A 16,668-nucleotide genomic window follows, 5' to 3' on the forward strand; every position below is an offset into this window, starting at 1 on the left:
GGCCGGGGTCAGTTCTGTTTCTGCGATTTCGGATCAAGCTGAATCTGGACGCGCCCCCCGCAGCTCTCCAGCTGTGCCTGTCCCGTCTCCATGTGCACAGTCAGCTGGCAACCCGTAAAGACGTTGGGCCCATCGGTGAGGACGACCCTGTCACCCTTGAGGATGAAAAGCTGCTTGGCCATGTCGAACGAACCGTTGTCGGCGGTAGCTGTCTGCGTGCCCGAGGTCAGGTACACCTTGTCCGTCACCACGATGTGATCGATATCGGCGTTTCCGGATGAAATCGATGCCGAAGCATTCTTGGTGTCGGCGGCCTTGGCGTCGGCGGCAGGCGCGTTCGCGTCGCCGGCCTTCGGCTTGTAGTAGACCGTCATGTGGCCGGCCTGCAGCGTCGTCTTGCCCTGCACGACCTTCACATTGCCAGTGAAATCGGCCGTGTGCTCCTTATCGTGGATCTCCAGCTTGTCGCTCTCGATCTGGATCGGTTCGTCACTGCTGAGCTTCAGCCCATCCATCTGACTGGTTGTTGCCTGCGCCAGGGCGCCTCCGGTCAACACAAGCAGCGCAACCGCGCCACTCAGAAATACTGCTCCCGCCTTGCGGGTAGAAATGCGACAAGCGTTTGTCATGGTGACCCGGCTGTTAAGTGCCCTGTTTGTGAATAGCTGAGGGATCGACGTTCATGCGTACATTTCCCTCGAATGTGATCGTCTGCCCCTTATCCGTCATCTTGACCGACTGCGCAACAATAGAGGCACCATCTTTCTGAATGCTTACGGGATCCTCGCTGGTGAGCTTCCCGCCCTTGATGTCGACCTTGGCGCTCTGGAAGTTGGCCGTCAGCCCATTGCTCAAAAGGATGGCAAAGGGAGATTTGACATCGAGATTGTCGGTCGCACGATCGTAATCTGCGGCCGTCGCCTCGACGCGGGCGATCAGATCGTCCTTCATCGGGACGGCCGCCTTGATATTCTCAAGCGTCATCAGGTTGGGATTTTTGATATCCTGAAGCGCGCGTTCCGCCAGCATCGAATAGTTGATGCCATCCGAGTTGCGGCCGGAGATGGCGGGCTTTTCCATCACCACCTTGCCATTCTCGATCTTGGCGCCCTCGATCTTGATGTTCTCCGGCAGGTAGGTGCGGATCACGGATACACCAATGAAGATCAGCGACACCACAACGGCCGCGATCGGAAGAATGACCTTCAGGCGGCGCACCCGTGCCGAATGGAAGCGCGCAGCGACATAGGCGCTTCGCTCCGGCGTCACATAGTCAGCCTGTCCCGTGGTGTTCAAAGTATTGAGCATAACCTGGTCCGTGTAGGTGATGGAGCAGCGTATATAAGCATTCTCGCGCTCGATCACAGTTCGTTTCGCATTATTACACTGACTTGCCAATATGGATTTTTTTCTGCAACAAGCAACAAAGGCGCCGACGCGTGCAAAATCTACGTGTCCGAACGGCGCAGGAGCCCTAGATTTGCGGGATCACGCGTGCTCCCCACCCCTGGAGGAATGTATGGACAGTTCCATGATCGCCGATCGCCGCAGGCTTCGCCGCAAGGTCGGTTTCTGGCGCGTCGTCGCGGTGCTGCTGCTCGTGCTATTGGGTTACGCTGCTTACTGGGCACTCATCGGCGATATCGCGACCAGTCGGCCGCACGTCGCCCATGTGACCATTTCCGGGCTGATCACCGATGATGACGAGCTGCTGGAGCGGCTGAAGAAAATCGAAAAGAGCGATGCGGTGAAGGCCGTCATCGTCTCGATTTCCTCACCCGGGGGCACGACTTATGGCGGAGAGCGGATATTCAAGGCAATCCGTGCCATTGCCGCCAAGAAGCCTGTCGTATCCGACGTGCGCACGCTGGCCGCTTCCGCCGGCTACATGATCGCGACCGCCGGCGACATGATTATTGCCGGCGACAGCTCGATCACCGGCTCGATCGGGGTGATCTTCCAGTATCCGCAGATCAGGCCGCTGCTCGACAAGATCGGCGTTTCGATGGAAGAAATCAAATCGTCGCCCTTGAAGGCCGAACCGTCGCCATTCCATCCGGCGAGCGAAGAGGCCAAGGCCATGATCAACAACATGATTCTCGACAGCTACGGCTGGTTCGTCGATCTCGTCGCCGAGCGGCGCAAGCTGCCGCATGATGAGGTCCAGAAGCTTGCGGACGGCTCGATATTCACCGGCCGTCAGGCGCTCAAGGTCAAGCTGATCGACCAGATCGGCGGAAATGACGAGATCAGGGCCTACCTTGAGACGCGCAAGGTCAGCAAGAACCTACCTGAGGTCGATTGGGACAAGAGAAGAAACACAGCTTTCCTGCTCGCGGACAGCGCGTCTCATATCCTCACGCTGCTCGGTTATGACGATCTTGCCAAGGCGCGTGACCTCGGCGGAATCGTGCCGCAGAAGTTGCTCCTTGACGGGCTCCTTTCAGTTTGGCAGGTTGGCAATGATTGATAAGAAATCAATAATTTAAGGGGGACGAAAGTGATCAAGTCCGAACTGGTGCAGATCGTTGCAGCCCGCAACCCGCATCTTTATCATCGTGACGTCGAGAATATCGTCAACGCGGTTCTCGACGAGATAACCGACGCGCTCGCGGCCGGCAATCGCGTCGAGTTGCGCGGCTTCGGCGCCTTCTCGGTGAAGAACCGCCCGTCCCGCTCCGGCCGCAACCCGCGTACCGGCGATACCGTTTTCGTCGAGGAGAAGTGGGTTCCCTTCTTCAAGACCGGCAAGGAGCTGCGTGAGCGCCTCAACCCGGGACAGGCCGACGAAGAGGATTGATCCTCTCCCTGATGCAGCCTGCGGCAAGCCCGCACTTGAACTTGGCTCTCGGCCCACTATCCTGCTGACCAGATCAAAGCGCTGCGTCAAAGTCGACGGGCGTTGATATACGGAGGCCGAGCATGGCGAAGAAGATCACCAACCTTTTGATTTTTTTACCACTCGGAATCATTTTGATCATCTTCTGCGTCGCCAACAGGCAGGTGGTGACGCTCGCCTTCAACCCGTTTCGGCCGGACGACCAAGTCCTTTCCTTGTCAGCGCCGTTCTTCGTGTTTCTTTTCATCACGCTGATCATCGGCATGCTGGTCGGCTCGGCAGCCACCTGGCTCAATCAGGGCAAATACCGCAAGCGCGCGCGAACCGAAGCGAAAGCGGCCGTTCGCTGGCAGGCCGAGGCGGACCGCCACAAGACCCACGCCGAGGAAATTGCGGGCCATCTGCCGTCGAGGTGACGCGCACGCCAAGGGCGGACAGCGGGCCGAAATTCAGCTATGCAACCACTTGCAGCCATAGATCCGGCTTCATAGCTATATAAAATGCGACCCACTGCACATCTGCTAGGCACAGTCGTTTCGCGGCATACGAGCCCTGCCTTGCGAGGATGAGACCATGAATATCGACGAAATCCTGCGGTCAGTCGTGGCCGTTCGCTCCTCAATTCCTGATGATGCCTTTACGGCCGGCACACTCGGCACGCGCCGGGAGGGAAGTGGCGTCGTCATCAAGCCATCCGGACTGGTCCTCACCATCGGCTACCTGATCACCGAGGCCGAGGAAGTCTGGCTGACCACGCTAGACGGGCGCGTTGTCGCGGCCCATCCTCTCGCCTACGATCAGGAGACCGGGTTCGGCCTGCTTCAAGCACTGGGTGACCTCGGCCTGCCGGCATTGGAATTCGGCGACGACATCGGCGCTAACCTCGGTGATCCCGTCGTGCTGGCGGATGGAATCGGCCAGTTCGTGGAAGCCAGGATCGTGGCAAAGCAGGAATTCGCGGGTTATTGGGAATATCTGCTTGATGAGGCGATCTTCACCACGCCTGCGCATCCCTCCTGGGGAGGCGCGGCACTCATTAATGGCGACGGCAAGCTGCTTGGCATCGGGTCACTGCGGCTGCAGATGAGTCAGGGCGGCGACGCCGTCGATATCAACATGATCGTGCCGATCAATCTGCTTCCGCCAATTCTGGACGACCTGATGACCCAGGGCCGCGTCAACAAGCCACCGCGTCCATGGCTCGGCGCGTTCTCCGCAGAAAGCAACGGCGATGTGATCGTTATGAGCGTCGCCGACGGAAGTCCTGCGGACGAGGCCGGCCTGCGCCGAGGCGACATCATTTCCGAGATCCGCGACGGCGAGGTCGATGGACTTGCCGATTTCTATCGCAAGGTCTGGAGCAGCGGCCCAGCCGGCGCGGAAATCCCGATGCGGGTGGTGCGCAATGGACGCGAGGCGTGGCTGCGCATCAGGTCCGCCGATCGCAATGCTTTCCTGAAGAAGCCGCAGCTTCAATAGGCCTGCGCATCCCGGGCGGCTGGGTAGAAACTCATCTCTTCGTAGTCGCCTTCCGCCGATGAGCCGGATCCCGTGACGATGAACCCCTTGGATCGATAGAAGGCGTTCGCACGCTCGTTCTTGACCAGGCATTTCAGCCGATACTTCCTGAGCGGCCAGTTCGGCAGCGCCGTGAGCAAGGCGGCTCCCGCCCCCTGCCCTTGCCAGGACTTGCTGATATAAAGCATGTGAATGAAATCGTCCGGCGGCCATAGGGTCATGAAGCCCGCGGTCTCACCGTTCGGCGCTTCTGCAATCCATAGGTCTTCGCCCTGTGTGTGGACGCTGAAATCCTCGTGGCGGAAGCTGGCCGGATCGACCCATTTGAATGTTTCGCGGCGGACGGCCAGATATATGTCGGCCAGCCTTTCCAACTCCGGTTGAAGTGGCGATCTGATGGTCCACTTCACGGATGGTGACGTCGTCTGAATGGAGAAATCTGTCAATTCCGACCCTTATTCTGCGGCTTTGGCACTGACGGCGGCGTTGAAGCTGGAGAAGAACTGCTGCGCCAGCTTAGCGGAGGTTGAGTCGATCAACCGCGCGCCGAGTTGGGCAATCTTGCCACCAACCTGGGCCTTTGCTTCATACTGCAGGACCGTCTCCTCGCCCTCATCCTTCAATACGACATCAGCGCCGCCCTTGGCAAAGCCGGCAATACCGCCCTTACCTTCGCCCGAGATCGTGTAACTTTCCGGCGCCTGAATGTTGGAGAGCAGGACCTCTCCGTTGAACGTCGCCGAAACCGGACCGATCTTGACCTTCACCACTGCCGTGAGCTCCGTCGGGGACTTCATCTCCAGGTTCTGACAACCCGGAATGCACTGCTTCAATATCTCGGGATCATTGAGTGCCGCCCATACGACATCCCGGGGTGCGGCAATCCGTTCTTCGCCGGTCAAGTCCATCCGAAAATCCTCCCCTTTTCGACGTGGCTCAATTTATCACAGCCCGAAAGCGCTTTGCCAAGATGAAACGGAATGCTATTTGCACGGGCTCTATCGAATTGAAGCACGCGGAAGATTACGTTGAGACAGAAAGAACGCCGGCCAGGCCAGAAATCCGCCGCCGGCCCCTCCGGCGGACGCCGCGCCGACGATCGAGGCCCGCGCCCGGCAAAGCCCGCGGCGAAGCCGGCACCGGCCCGTGAAAGGGTGCGCGAACCTGCCTCCGTGCCTACGGCAATCGACCGGCCGCTGATGGTGCGGACTGGCGAGCGTCCGGCTGAACGCGTGCCCGTCATCCTCGAATCCCTTGGCGCAGGCGACTTCCATCTGATCGACAGCGGCAACGGCGAGAAACTGGAGCAATACGGCCCCTACCGGATCGTGCGACCGGAGGGCCAGGCGTTCTGGCAGCCGTCCTTGCCGAAACAGGCTTGGGAGAAGGTCGATGCAGTGTTCACCGGCGATACCGACGAGGAAGGCACCGGGCGCTGGCGCTTTCCAAAGGAGGCGCTCGGCGAGACCTGGCCGCTCAATCTGCTCGGCGTGGATTTCCTCGGTCGCTTCACCTCTTTCCGCCACGTCGGCGTCTTTCCCGAGCAGATCGCCCACTGGACCTGGATGAAGCAACAGGTCGAGGCCGCCAAGCGGCCATTGAAGGTTCTGAACCTCTTTGGCTACACCGGTGTTGCCTCCCTGGTTGCCGCCGCTGCCGGCGCCGAGGTTACGCATGTCGATGCTTCCAAGAAGGCGATCGGCTGGGCGCGCGAAAACCAGGCGATGAGCCGGCTGGAGAAGGCGCCGATCCGCTGGATCTGCGAAGACGCGATGAAATTCATCCTGCGGGAAGAACGCCGCGGCAACACCTACGACATCATCCTCACTGATCCGCCGAGTTTCGGCCGCGGCCCGAACGGCGAGGTTTGGCATCTTTTCGCGCACCTGCCGCTGATGCTCGATATCTGCCGTGAAATCCTGTCTCCGAAGGCGGTTGGACTTGTGTTGACGGCCTATTCGATCCGGGCCAGCTTCTATTCGATCCATGAACTGATGCGCGAGACCATGCGCGGGGCCGGCGGTGTCGTCGAATCCGGCGAGCTCGTCCTTCGCGAGGCCGGGCTGGACGGCAAGGCGCCGGGCCGCGCACTCTCCACCTCACTCTTCTCCCGTTGGTACCCAAATGAGCCATGAACACAGGGGCCACGGCCCGCATAAGGTCGGGCACGTGAAAGAGGTTACCTCGCTCGCCAATCCGATCATCAAGGACATTAAGGCGCTCAGCGACAAGAAGACCCGCGAGCAGAGCGGCACCTTCATGGCCGAAGGCTTGAAGCTGGTCATCGACGCGATCGAACTCGGCTGGACGATCCGCACGCTTGTCTATGCCAAAGCGGCCAAGGGCAAGCCGCTGGTCGAGCAGATGGCTGCAAAGACGGTCGCCTCCGGTGGGCTGGTGCTCGAGGTCAGCGAGAAGGTGATTTCCTCGATCACCCGTCGCGACAATCCGCAGATGGTGGTCGGCATCTTCGAAAGCCGCTGGAAGCCATTGCGCGAGATCCACCCAAGGCCGGGTGAAACCTGGATCGCCCTCGATCGCGTGCGCGATCCCGGCAACCTCGGCACGATCATCCGCACAGCCGACGCTGCCGGCGCCTCTGGCGTCATCCTTGTCGGCGAGACGACCGATCCCTTCTCGCTCGAAACGGTGCGCGCCACCATGGGCTCGGTGTTTGCCGTTCCCGTTGCACGCGCCACGGCGGAAGAATTCATTGCCTGGAAGAAGCACGCTGGAGCTTCCGTCGTTGCTACGCATCTGGCAGGGTCAGTTGACTACCGTACCATCGACTACAAGAAGAAGCCGGTGGTGATCCTGATGGGCAACGAGCAGTCCGGGCTGCCCGAGCATCTTGCCAAGGAAGCCGATGCGCTTGCCCGCATTCCGCAGCAGGGCCGTGCCGACTCGCTCAATCTTGCCGTCGCCAGCGCCGTCATGCTGTTCGAGGCGCGCCGCCACCTCCTCTCACTCGACGAGGCCAAATGACCGAACAGACGCTAGAACGACCGACGCTGCTTGCCCGGCCGCTGCCAATCCTGATCTTCATCGTCATCGCCGTTGCACTCGACCAGATCGTCAAGATCGTTGTCGACCACACCCTACCACTGCAGGAGCCGGTGCATCTTTTCCCGATGCTGGCGCTTTACCGAACCTACAATCTCGGCGTCGCCTTCTCGATGCTCTCGGGCATGGACGGCTGGTTCATCGTCGGCATGCGCCTCATCATCGTCGCTTTCGTCATCTGGCTCTGGCACCGCACCAACAAGCAGCGCACCTTCGCTCACCTCGGCTACGCGCTGATCATCGCCGGCGCGCTCGGGAACCTGATCGATCGCTTCCTCTACGGGCATGTGATCGACTACATCCTGTTTCACACCGAGACATGGTCGTTCGCCGTCTTCAACTTGGCCGACAGTTTTATCACGATCGGCGCGGGATGCGTGATTCTGGACGAGCTGATACAACCTAAAAACGCAGACCGTTAAAATCTTAGCGGTTTGCTGAAGGCATTTGGAACCGCCGCCATGCTATTCCGGCGGGCATGCAAGGTCTCGGTCAATTGCACGACAGACTTGCCGCCGCGTTCGGGCGGCATACCGCTCATCGCCACGGTGAGCGGGACTCGGATATTGTTGCCTATCAAGCCGAGTTCGTTTCACCGCAATTCCAACGCAGCCGCGTCGGCCGCAAGCTTCTATCCTGGTGGTTGGGCGGTCTCGGCCTTGTTGGCGGCTTTCTCCTTGTTGTCGTGGCGCAGGCGGGCGGCCCTCTGCTGCCATCGGTGGGGCTCGGCGTTGCCGCGCTGTCCTTCGTTGTCCTGCTCGCGATGCTCGCAACCACCAGACAACGCCCGTTGCGGAAACACCTCACCGGCGTTTCATCCGCATGGAGCCAGAGGGCGGCTCTCTTTGCGGAGATCCACGACGCGCTTGGCGACATTACCGTCACACGGAACATGGATCGGCGCATCGTTGGCGCCAACGAGGCATTTCGTCGGCTGACCGGCAGGCTCAATCCAGAGGGACTGACGTGTGAGGAGATTGGCATCGCCTTTCGACCGGGCTCGGTACCGCATCGCTTCGAGGTGGAGATCTCGACGCCGGAAGGCCAACGCATCTTTTTCTGGCGTGACGTCGTTACCCGCGACCCCGCCGACGGACGGCTCCTGCTGCAGAGCATCGCTCGCGATATCACCGACGAACGGCTGACCGCACAAGCCCGCGAGGAGGCCCGGCAGAAGGCCGAGTACAACAGCGCAGCCAAATCACGCCTGCTTGCCACGGTCAGCCATGAAATCCGCACTCCGCTGTCCGGCATCCTCGGCATGACGCATCTGCTGACCGAGACACGGCTGACGCAGGAACAGCAGAACTATCTGACGGGCATCCGCCAATCCGGCTATGCGCTGACGCAGCTGGTCGAGGACCTCCTAGACTTCTCGACCATCGAGGTCGGTCGTTTCCAATTGCGCCCCCGCGCAGAATCGCTGCGCAAACTCCTTGAAAGCGTCGTCGAAATGCTGGCCCACCGCGCCCATGAAAAGGGCATCGAGATTGGGACAACGGTATCCTCCGACCTTCCAGACATGATGAGCTTCGATCCGGCGCGCCTGCGTCAGGTCCTGTTCAACGTGATCGGCAACGCCGTGAAATTCACGCAGGCGGGCGGCGTTTTCGTCCAGGCATCGCTGCAGGCGAACAACGTGCTGATCAGTGTCACCGACACCGGCCCCGGCATGACCGAGGAAGAACAAAACCGCATCTTCGGCGAATTCGAGCAGGGCGGAACGCTGGTCGAGAAGAGCGCCGGGACAGGGCTTGGTCTCTCCATCTCCGCCCGCATCATGCGCGAATTTGGCGGCACACTTACGGTGACAAGCGAAAAGGGAGCCGGTAGCGAGTTCAGCATCCGCTTTCCGATCGCCATTCCGGAGGAACGCCGCAGTCGCCACAAGGCCGTGCTTGCAGGCAGCGTCGTGCTGCTGCTGGCACCGGCCGGTTCGGCGCGCAAAGCGATATCGGAGACGATCGCAACGCTTGGCGGCGATTGCCACCTGGTCACCGACGGTGCGAGCGCCCATGACATGTTGCTCGCCATGGCTGCGGGCGACCGCAGGCCAACCGACATCATCGTCGACCACCGGATGTCGACGGAGTTCGCCGAGCACCTTGCCGACCGTGCTGAAATCGCGGCACTGGGACTGCGCAAAATCTTCCTGGTCAACCCCGAGGAGCGCAACGCCCATCCGCTCGACCTATTCGACGCGTGGCTGATACGGCCGCTGCGCGAGCAATCGCTGATCGACGTGCTGCGTGGACGGATGCGCGGCATGGAGAAGCGCGATGCGTTGAACGATAACCAGCCCGGTTTCAGCGTTGCCATTCCGGAAGCGGGAATCCAGAGTGGGCTGCGTATCCTGCTGGCGGAAGACGACCCGATCAACGCGATGCTCATTCGCGCCATGCTCGAAAAAGCCGGTCATACCGTCGAGCACGTCGAGCACTTCGAGACGCTGCTCGACGCCGCGCTGTCGGAGGGAAGCGTGCGCCCTGACATTGTCATCAGCGACCTTTCCATGCCAGGAGGCGACGGCATCGACATGCTTGGCCGGCTACGCGGGCACGAACGCCGGCTCGATCTTCCGCCTGTTCCGATCCTCGTGCTCACCGCCGACAAGCGCGATGAATCCCGTAGACAAGTCTTGCTGAATGGTGCAAACCGCGTCATGGTAAAGCCGGTTGACCCGATAAGGTTGCTGACGGAAGTCCAAGCTGTTGCTGCGCTTTCGGCCCGCCGCGTGGAAGCGCGGTAGCCATCAAATAACCGGCACGCTTCTTGCGTATGGCGGCTATATGATGTCACTTTCCTGTCGCATATAAGTGTTTTATGGCGTGTCAAAAGCCGGCAACGGGAGAATCGCCATGTCAGCAGACGCCCTCAACTGTGACGCTGTCGCCGAGACCCCCCGGCCATCGACCACGCTTGCGCTAAAGGAAGGCGACGTTCTCGGCCGCATCGGCAATCTCGAAACTCGCCTTGCCCGAACGGCCAGCGAGATCGATGCCGCCCAGGCCGTCCGCTTCCGCGTCTTCGTCGAAGAAATGGGGGCACAGCTTTCGCCGGAGGCCATGCGCCGCAAGCGCGATTTCGATTCCTACGACACGTTCTGCGATCATTTGCTCGTGCTCGACCGCTCGATCGAGGGTGACAGCGAGGACCAGATCGTCGGCACCTATCGCCTGCTGCGACAGGAAGTCGCGATGGCGAACGGCGGCTTTTACTCGGCTTCGGAATTCGCCATCGACGAGCTGCTTGCTCGCCATCCGGACAAACGGTTCATGGAACTCGGCCGCTCCTGTGTGCTGCCCGACTACCGCACCAAGCGCACGGTCGAGCTTCTGTGGCAGGGCAACTGGGCCTATGCGCTGAAGCATGGCATGGGCGCCATGTTCGGTTGCGCCTCCTTCCCGGGCATCCACCCGGAAAGCCATGCGCTGGCACTGTCCTTCCTGCATCACAACGTCGCCGCGAAGGATGAGTGGGCCGTCGCCGCTCTTCCGCACCTTGCGCGCGACATGGATCTGATGCCGGCCGAAGCCGTCAACCCGAAGCGGGCGCTGATGGCACTGCCGCCGTTGATCAAGGGTTACCTGCGCCTCGGCGCCATGGTCGGTTCGACCGCCGTGGTCGACAAGGCCTTCAATACAACGGATGTCCTGATCGTGTTGCCGATCGCCAGCATTTCCGATCGCTACCTGAACTACTACGGCGCCGACGCCGGTCGTTTCGCGAGCTGACTTTCAAGCAGATGGAAGACGGAGCGGGAGGATGGCTGCCGCTCCGTTTTTATTTCACGATCCAGCCGTATAGGCGGCGATCGCCGCCATGTTGACGATGTCGGAATCCTTTGCGCCCATCGAAGTGATCTGAACGGCCTTGTCGAGGCCGACGAGGATCGGGCCGATGACAGTCGAACCGCCAAGCTCCTGCAGCATCTTCGTGGAGATCGAGGCTGAGTGAAAGGCCGGCATGACGAGCACGTTGGCCGGGCCGGACAGGCGGCAGAACGGATACTGCTCCATGACCTTGCGGTTCAGCGCCACGTCGGCCGCCATCTCGCCGTCATACTCGAAATCGAGGCGGCGCTTGTCGAGGATTTTCACCGCCTCGCGCACACGCTCGGAGCGTTCGCCCGACGGATGACCGAAGGTCGAATAGGCAAGCATGGCGACGCGCGGCTGATAGCCCATGCGGCGCGCAAAGCCTGCGGCCTCGACAGCGATATCGGCGAGCTCCTCGGCGTTCGGCATATCGTGAACCGCTGTATCGGCGACGAACACCGTCCGGCCGCGGCACAGCGCGATCGATACGCCGATGACCCGGTGGCCGGGTTTCATGTCGATGCAGCGGCGCACATCTTCCAGGGCCGTCGAATAGTTGCGGGTGATACCAGTAACCATCCCATCGGCGTCACCAAGCGCCACCATGCAAGCGGCGAAGTGGTTGCGATCCTGATGGATCAGACGCTGTGCGTCACGATGCAGGTAGCCTTTGCGCTGCAGGCGCGCATAGAGGTAGTCGATATAAGTTTCGACGCGGGTGGAGATACGTGCGTTGACGATTTCCAGCCCCGGCCGATTGAGGTCGATGCCGGCGCGCTCGGCGGTCTGGTGGATCAGGTCTTCGCGGCCGAGCAGGATCGCCGTGCCGAGCTCCTGGTTTGCGTAGGACATTGCCGCACGCATGACCTGCTCTTCTTCGGCCTCGGCAAAAACCACCCGCTTTGGACGGCGGCGAACGCGTTCGTAGAGGCTCGCCAGCGTCGAGGCGATGGGATCGCGGCGGCCGGAAAGTTCGCGGGCATAGGCCGTCATATCTGTAATCGGCTTGCGCGCTACGCCGCTGTCAATCGCTGCCTGTGCCACGGCAACCGGGATCGCCGAGATCAGGCGCGGATCGAACGGCACCGGAATGATGTATTGCGCACCAAAGCGCGGGCGGTTGCCCTGATAAGCGGCAACAACATCGTCAGGAACGTCCTCGCGGGCGAGATTTGCCAGCGCCTCAACAGCAGCGATCTTCATGGCGTCGTTGATGGTGGTCGCACGGACGTCCAGCGCGCCACGGAAGATATAGGGAAAACCGAGGACGTTGTTGACTTGGTTCGGATAATCGGAGCGACCCGTTGCCATGATGGCGTCGTCGCGGATGCGGGTAACCTCTTCGGGCGTAATTTCCGGATCGGGATTGGCCATCGCAAAGATGATCGGGCGATCAGCCATGGAGCGGATCATGCTCTCGGAGAACGCGCCCTTCTGCGAGAGGCCAAAAACCACGTCCGCGCCCTTCATCGCCTCCTCGAGCGTGCGCGCCTTGGTCTTGACCGCATGCGCCGACTTCCACTGGTTCATGCCCTCGGTGCGGCCCTGGTAGATAACGCCCTTGGTGTCGCAAAGGACGATATTCTCGGGCGCGAAGCCCATGGCCTTGATGAGCTCAACGCAGGCGATGGCTGCTGCACCCGCGCCATTGCAGACGAGTTTCGTCGTTTTCAGGTCGCGACCGGTCAATTCCAGCGCATTGATGAGACCAGCGGCAGCAATGATCGCCGTGCCGTGCTGGTCATCATGGAAAACCGGGATGTCCATCAGTTCGCGCAGACGCTGCTCGATGATGAAACAGTCGGGCGCCTTGATGTCTTCGAGATTGATGCCGCCGAACGAGGGACCGAGGAAGCGGACGCAGTTGATGAACTCATCGACGTTTTCGGTATCGACTTCGAGATCGATGGAGTCAACGTCGGCAAAGCGCTTGAATAGCACCGACTTGCCTTCCATAACAGGCTTGGAGGCCAGTGCACCGAGATTGCCGAGACCGAGAATTGCGGTACCATTCGAGATGACCGCGACCATGTTGCCGCGCGTCGTATAATCATAGGCGGTGGCCGGATCGGCGGCGATTGCCTTCACCGGAACGGCAACGCCAGGCGAATAGGCGAGCGACAGATCGCGCTGGGTCGCCATAGGCTTCGTGGCGTTGATCTCCAGCTTTCCGGGCCGCCCCATGGCGTGGAACTCAAGAGCCTCGTTGTCGGTCACTGATGTAACCGGCCGCTGCTTCTTCTCGGTGTCGGGCATTTTTCCTCCAACGTCTTGTGGGTGACGCCTTGCTCTTCCTCAATCGCGGTTGTCATCTATAGCGGCGGGCGGCTAGGGTTGGCACCTCTTTTTTGGAAAAAATGCATCTCCGTGAACGAACGAATAAACACTGGAATAGAAGCCTTTTCGGCTGCCGAGCTGGCCACGGAAGAAAGCCGCGCCTCGGCAACGCCGATGATGGAGCAATTCATCGAGATCAAGGCCAACAACCCTGACTCGTTGCTGTTCTATCGCATGGGCGATTTCTACGAGCTGTTCTTCGAGGATGCTCTGGAAGCCTCCCGTGCACTGGGCATCACGCTGACCAAGCGCGGCCAGCACATGGGGCGGGACATTCCTATGTGCGGCGTGCCTGTTCATGCGGCCGACGACTACCTGCAGAAGCTGATCGCCCTCGGTTTCCGGGTTGCCGTCTGCGAGCAGGTCGAGGACCCGGCCGAAGCCAAGAAGCGCGGATCCAAGTCCGTCGTGAAACGCGACGTTATCCGCCTGGTGACGCCGGGCACAATTACCGAGGAAAAGCTGCTTTCGCCGTCGGAATCGAACTATCTGATGGCACTTACCCGGATTCGCGGCAGCGCCGAGCCGGTATTGGCGCTGGCTTGGATCGACATCTCGACCGGAATTTTCCGCCTGGCCGAGACCGAAAGCTCGCGGCTGCTTGCCGATATCCTGCGGATCGACCCGCGTGAACTGATCGTGCCCGATACGATCTTTCACGATGCCGAGCTGAAACCTGTTTTCGACGTACTCGGCCGCACCGCCGTTCCGCAACCATCCGTGCTCTTCGACAGCGCCACCGCCGAGGGGCGGATCGCGCGCTATTTCAATGTCTCGACGCTTGATGGGTTCGGCACCTTTTCGCGCGCCGAGCTTGCCGCCGCCTCTGCAGCCGTCGCCTATGTCGAGAAGACACAGATCGCCGAACGGCCGCCGCTCGGCCGGCCGGAGCGCGAAAGCGGCGCGTCAACGCTGTTCATCGATCCCGCCACCCGTGCCAATCTCGAACTTGCCCGCACGCTTTCAGGCGATCGCAACGGCTCGTTGCTGAAGGCGATCGACCGTACCGTGACGGGCGGCGGGGCACGCTTGCTGGCCGAACGGCTGATGTCGCCGTTGACCGATCCCATCCGGATCAATGAGCGGCTGGATTCGATCGGTTTCCTGATGGAGGAGCCTTCGCTTTGCGGCGACCTGCGCCACCATCTCAAGCATGTTCCCGATATGCCGCGCGCGCTTTCGCGTCTTGCACTCGACCGTGGCGGGCCGCGTGACCTTGCCGCCATCCGTCAGGGCCTGAGTGCTGCGGGCGATGTCGCCCGGCTGCTGTCGGAAGCACTGCTGCCGGAAGAGCTGAAGCTCGCGCTTTCGCGCCTCGAGGCCCTCCCGGCCGGCCTCGCAACGCTGCTTTCCGAAACACTGGGCGACGAGCTGCCGCTGCTGAAGCGCGACGGCGGCTTCTTGCGGGACGGCGCCAACACCGAACTGGACGAGGTCAGGGCGCTGCGCGATCAATCGCGTCGGGTGATTGCCGGCCTGCAGCTGCAATATGCCGAGGAAACCGGCATCAAATCGCTGAAGATCAAGCACAACAATATCCTCGGCTACTTCATCGAAGTCACTGCCGGCAATGCCGGGCCGATGACCGATACGCCGGAGGCCAAGGGTCGCTTCATCCACCGCCAGACGATGGCGAACGCGATGCGCTTCACCACCACCGGGCTTGCCGATCTGGAAAGCCGGATCGCCAACGCCGCCGACAAGGCGCTTGCTATCGAACTGGCGGCATTCGACCACATGACCTCGGCCGTCGTCGCCGAAGCGGAAGCAATCAAGGCAGGCGCTCGCGCGCTCGCCGTTATCGACGTTGCCGCCGGCCTTGCGCTGCTTGCAGACGAGCAGGCCTATTGCCGGCCGCTGGTCGACGGCTCGAAGATGTTTGCGATCGAAGGCGGACGCCACCCTGTCGTCGAACAGGCGCTGCGGCGGCAATCATCTGGCCCGTTCGTTGCCAACAACTGCGATCTCTCTCCCGTCTCCGGCGGAAAGGATGGCGCGATCTGGCTGCTGACCGGCCCGAACATGGGCGGTAAGTCGACCTTCCTGCGTCAGAATGCACTGATCGCGATCCTCGCGCAGATGGGGTCCTTCGTGCCGGCGACGTCAGCCCATATCGGCATCGTCGATCGGCTGTTCTCGCGCGTCGGCGCTTCCGACGATCTTGCGCGCGGCCGATCGACCTTCATGGTCGAAATGGTCGAAACGGCGGCGATCCTCAATCAGGCGACCGACCGGTCCCTTGTCATTCTCGACGAGATCGGCCGTGGTACGGCTACCTTCGACGGCCTTTCCATCGCCTGGGCCGCCGTCGAACATCTGCACGAAGGGAACCGCTGCCGCGGCCTCTTCGCCACCCACTTCCACGAACTGACGGTGCTGTCGGAAAAGCTTGCACGGTTATCGAACGCGACAATGCGCGTGAAGGAATGGGACGGCGACGTGATTTTCCTGCACGAGGTCGGCCCGGGTGCTGCCGACCGCTCCTACGGCATCCAGGTTGCCCGGCTTGCCGGCCTGCCGGCCTCGGTGGTGGCGCGTGCCCGCGACGTGCTGACACGCCTCGAGGACGCCGACCGCAAGAACCCGGCGAGCCAGCTCATCGATGACCTGCCTCTGTTCCAGGTGGCGGTTCGGCGCGAGGATGCCAGCCGCGGCCCATCGAAGGTGGAAGAAGCGCTAAAGGCCATGAGCCTCGACGACATGACCCCGCGCGAGGCGATGGGCGCGCTCTACGACCTCAAGAAGAAGCTGAAGCAGGGCTAGCCGATGTTCATGGATCGGCTGTTCAACGAGACCCAGAGGCTTGCGGCGATCTTCAACGCGCTTGAAGCGCTGCGGCTTGCGGATGAGCACGGCACCCCGCGCGGCTGGGCTTCGCCCTTCGGCCTGCTGCAGATCATCCGCTGCTGCGCCCGGATTCTGGAACTTTCCTCGTGTGTTGCCAAAGCCGGCTACCGCGAGTGCGACCAAGAGACGCTGGAGGCGATCACCAGCGAAACGCGGCAGGTGCTCTATTCCGTACAGGCTCAGATCGCTGCCTGATCGCCCGATGCCGCCGCTTTCGCGCGCGGCAACACCTTTTCGCCAAAATTA

16 protein-coding genes are annotated in these 16,668 nt (G+C 61.3%); 11 read left to right on the forward strand and 5 right to left on the reverse strand.

The window, feature by feature from the left end:
* Positions 1-8 precede the first annotated feature (8 nt).
* Both IB244_RS08225 and lptC read right to left on the reverse strand, forming a co-directional pair.
* Positions 9-629: an LptA/OstA family protein gene (locus IB244_RS08225; RefSeq protein WP_026371837.1), complete on the reverse strand. Its 621-nt coding sequence runs from the start codon at positions 627-629 to the stop codon at positions 9-11.
* A gap of 13 nt (positions 630-642) precedes the next feature.
* Positions 643-1,308 (reverse strand): LPS export ABC transporter periplasmic protein LptC, encoded by a 666-nt coding sequence (gene lptC / locus IB244_RS08230; protein ID WP_025658730.1) that lies wholly within the window; start codon positions 1,306-1,308, stop codon positions 643-645.
* A gap of 211 nt (positions 1,309-1,519) precedes the next feature.
* Here lptC and sppA point away from each other — a divergent pair, with 211 nt between their 5' ends.
* The 4 genes from sppA (at position 1,520) to IB244_RS08250 (ending at position 4,318) form a co-directional block, all read left to right on the forward strand.
* Positions 1,520-2,470 (forward strand): signal peptide peptidase SppA, encoded by a 951-nt coding sequence (gene sppA, locus IB244_RS08235; protein ID WP_192303885.1) that lies wholly within the window; start codon positions 1,520-1,522, stop codon positions 2,468-2,470.
* Between the two features lie 30 nt (positions 2,471-2,500).
* Complete coding sequence (locus IB244_RS08240) at positions 2,501-2,800, forward strand: integration host factor subunit beta (RefSeq protein WP_003544934.1); 300 nt, start codon at positions 2,501-2,503, stop codon at positions 2,798-2,800.
* A gap of 122 nt (positions 2,801-2,922) precedes the next feature.
* The gene (locus IB244_RS08245; RefSeq protein WP_018857731.1) at positions 2,923-3,255 is read left to right on the forward strand and encodes a hypothetical protein; all 333 of its coding nucleotides are present in this window, start codon (positions 2,923-2,925) and stop codon (positions 3,253-3,255) included.
* 157 nt (positions 3,256-3,412) lie between these two features.
* A complete protein-coding gene (locus IB244_RS08250; RefSeq protein ID WP_018857732.1) occupies positions 3,413-4,318 on the forward strand; it encodes a S1C family serine protease in 906 nt (301 codons plus the stop codon).
* Here IB244_RS08250 and IB244_RS08255 read toward each other — a convergent pair.
* Positions 4,312-4,767 carry a GNAT family N-acetyltransferase gene (locus IB244_RS08255; protein ID WP_192304085.1) on the reverse strand — a complete coding sequence of 152 codons (456 nt, stop codon included), beginning with the start codon at positions 4,765-4,767 and terminating at the stop codon, positions 4,312-4,314. The two genes, IB244_RS08250 and IB244_RS08255, sit on opposite strands and share 7 nt — an antisense overlap.
* A gap of 45 nt (positions 4,768-4,812) precedes the next feature.
* Positions 4,813-5,265: an SRPBCC family protein gene (locus tag IB244_RS08260; protein WP_192303887.1), complete on the reverse strand. Its 453-nt coding sequence runs from the start codon at positions 5,263-5,265 to the stop codon at positions 4,813-4,815.
* 120 nt (positions 5,266-5,385) lie between these two features.
* Between IB244_RS08260 and IB244_RS08265 the strand changes: the two genes are divergently transcribed.
* From IB244_RS08265 to IB244_RS08285, 5 genes are all read left to right on the forward strand, one after another.
* Positions 5,386-6,492, forward strand: coding sequence for a class I SAM-dependent methyltransferase (locus IB244_RS08265; RefSeq protein ID WP_192303889.1), 1,107 nt, complete (start codon positions 5,386-5,388; stop codon positions 6,490-6,492).
* Positions 6,482-7,342: a TrmH family RNA methyltransferase gene (locus tag IB244_RS08270; RefSeq protein ID WP_026371839.1), complete on the forward strand. Its 861-nt coding sequence runs from the start codon at positions 6,482-6,484 to the stop codon at positions 7,340-7,342. The genes IB244_RS08265 and IB244_RS08270 overlap by 11 nt, the downstream gene beginning before the upstream one ends.
* Complete coding sequence (gene lspA, locus IB244_RS08275; RefSeq protein WP_029867569.1) at positions 7,339-7,842, forward strand: signal peptidase II; 504 nt, start codon at positions 7,339-7,341, stop codon at positions 7,840-7,842. The genes IB244_RS08270 and lspA overlap by 4 nt, the downstream gene beginning before the upstream one ends.
* A 56-nt stretch (positions 7,843-7,898) precedes the next feature.
* Entirely contained in the window at positions 7,899-10,169 is a 2,271-nt protein-coding gene (locus IB244_RS08280) for a hybrid sensor histidine kinase/response regulator (RefSeq protein WP_192303891.1), read from the forward strand.
* A gap of 109 nt (positions 10,170-10,278) precedes the next feature.
* Positions 10,279-11,154, forward strand: coding sequence for a GNAT family N-acetyltransferase (locus tag IB244_RS08285; RefSeq protein ID WP_018857739.1), 876 nt, complete (start codon positions 10,279-10,281; stop codon positions 11,152-11,154).
* Positions 11,155-11,208: 54 nt separating this feature from the next.
* Here IB244_RS08285 and IB244_RS08290 read toward each other — a convergent pair whose 3' ends face one another.
* Positions 11,209-13,494: an NADP-dependent malic enzyme gene (locus IB244_RS08290; protein ID WP_169679223.1), complete on the reverse strand. Its 2,286-nt coding sequence runs from the start codon at positions 13,492-13,494 to the stop codon at positions 11,209-11,211.
* A 111-nt stretch (positions 13,495-13,605) separates the two neighbouring features.
* On the opposite strand from IB244_RS08290, the gene mutS reads away from it, so the two are divergent.
* Positions 13,606-16,338, forward strand: coding sequence for a DNA mismatch repair protein MutS (mutS, locus tag IB244_RS08295; RefSeq protein WP_192303893.1), 2,733 nt, complete (start codon positions 13,606-13,608; stop codon positions 16,336-16,338).
* A 3-nt stretch (positions 16,339-16,341) separates the two neighbouring features.
* Positions 16,342-16,617 carry a hypothetical protein gene (locus IB244_RS08300; protein WP_113470564.1) on the forward strand — a complete coding sequence of 92 codons (276 nt, stop codon included), beginning with the start codon at positions 16,342-16,344 and terminating at the stop codon, positions 16,615-16,617.
* The last annotated feature ends 51 nt before the right edge of the window (positions 16,618-16,668 follow it).

The sequence above is a fragment of the Rhizobium sp. RHZ02 genome (assembly GCF_014851575.1).
Taxonomy (GTDB): domain Bacteria; phylum Pseudomonadota; class Alphaproteobacteria; order Rhizobiales; family Rhizobiaceae; genus Rhizobium; species Rhizobium altiplani.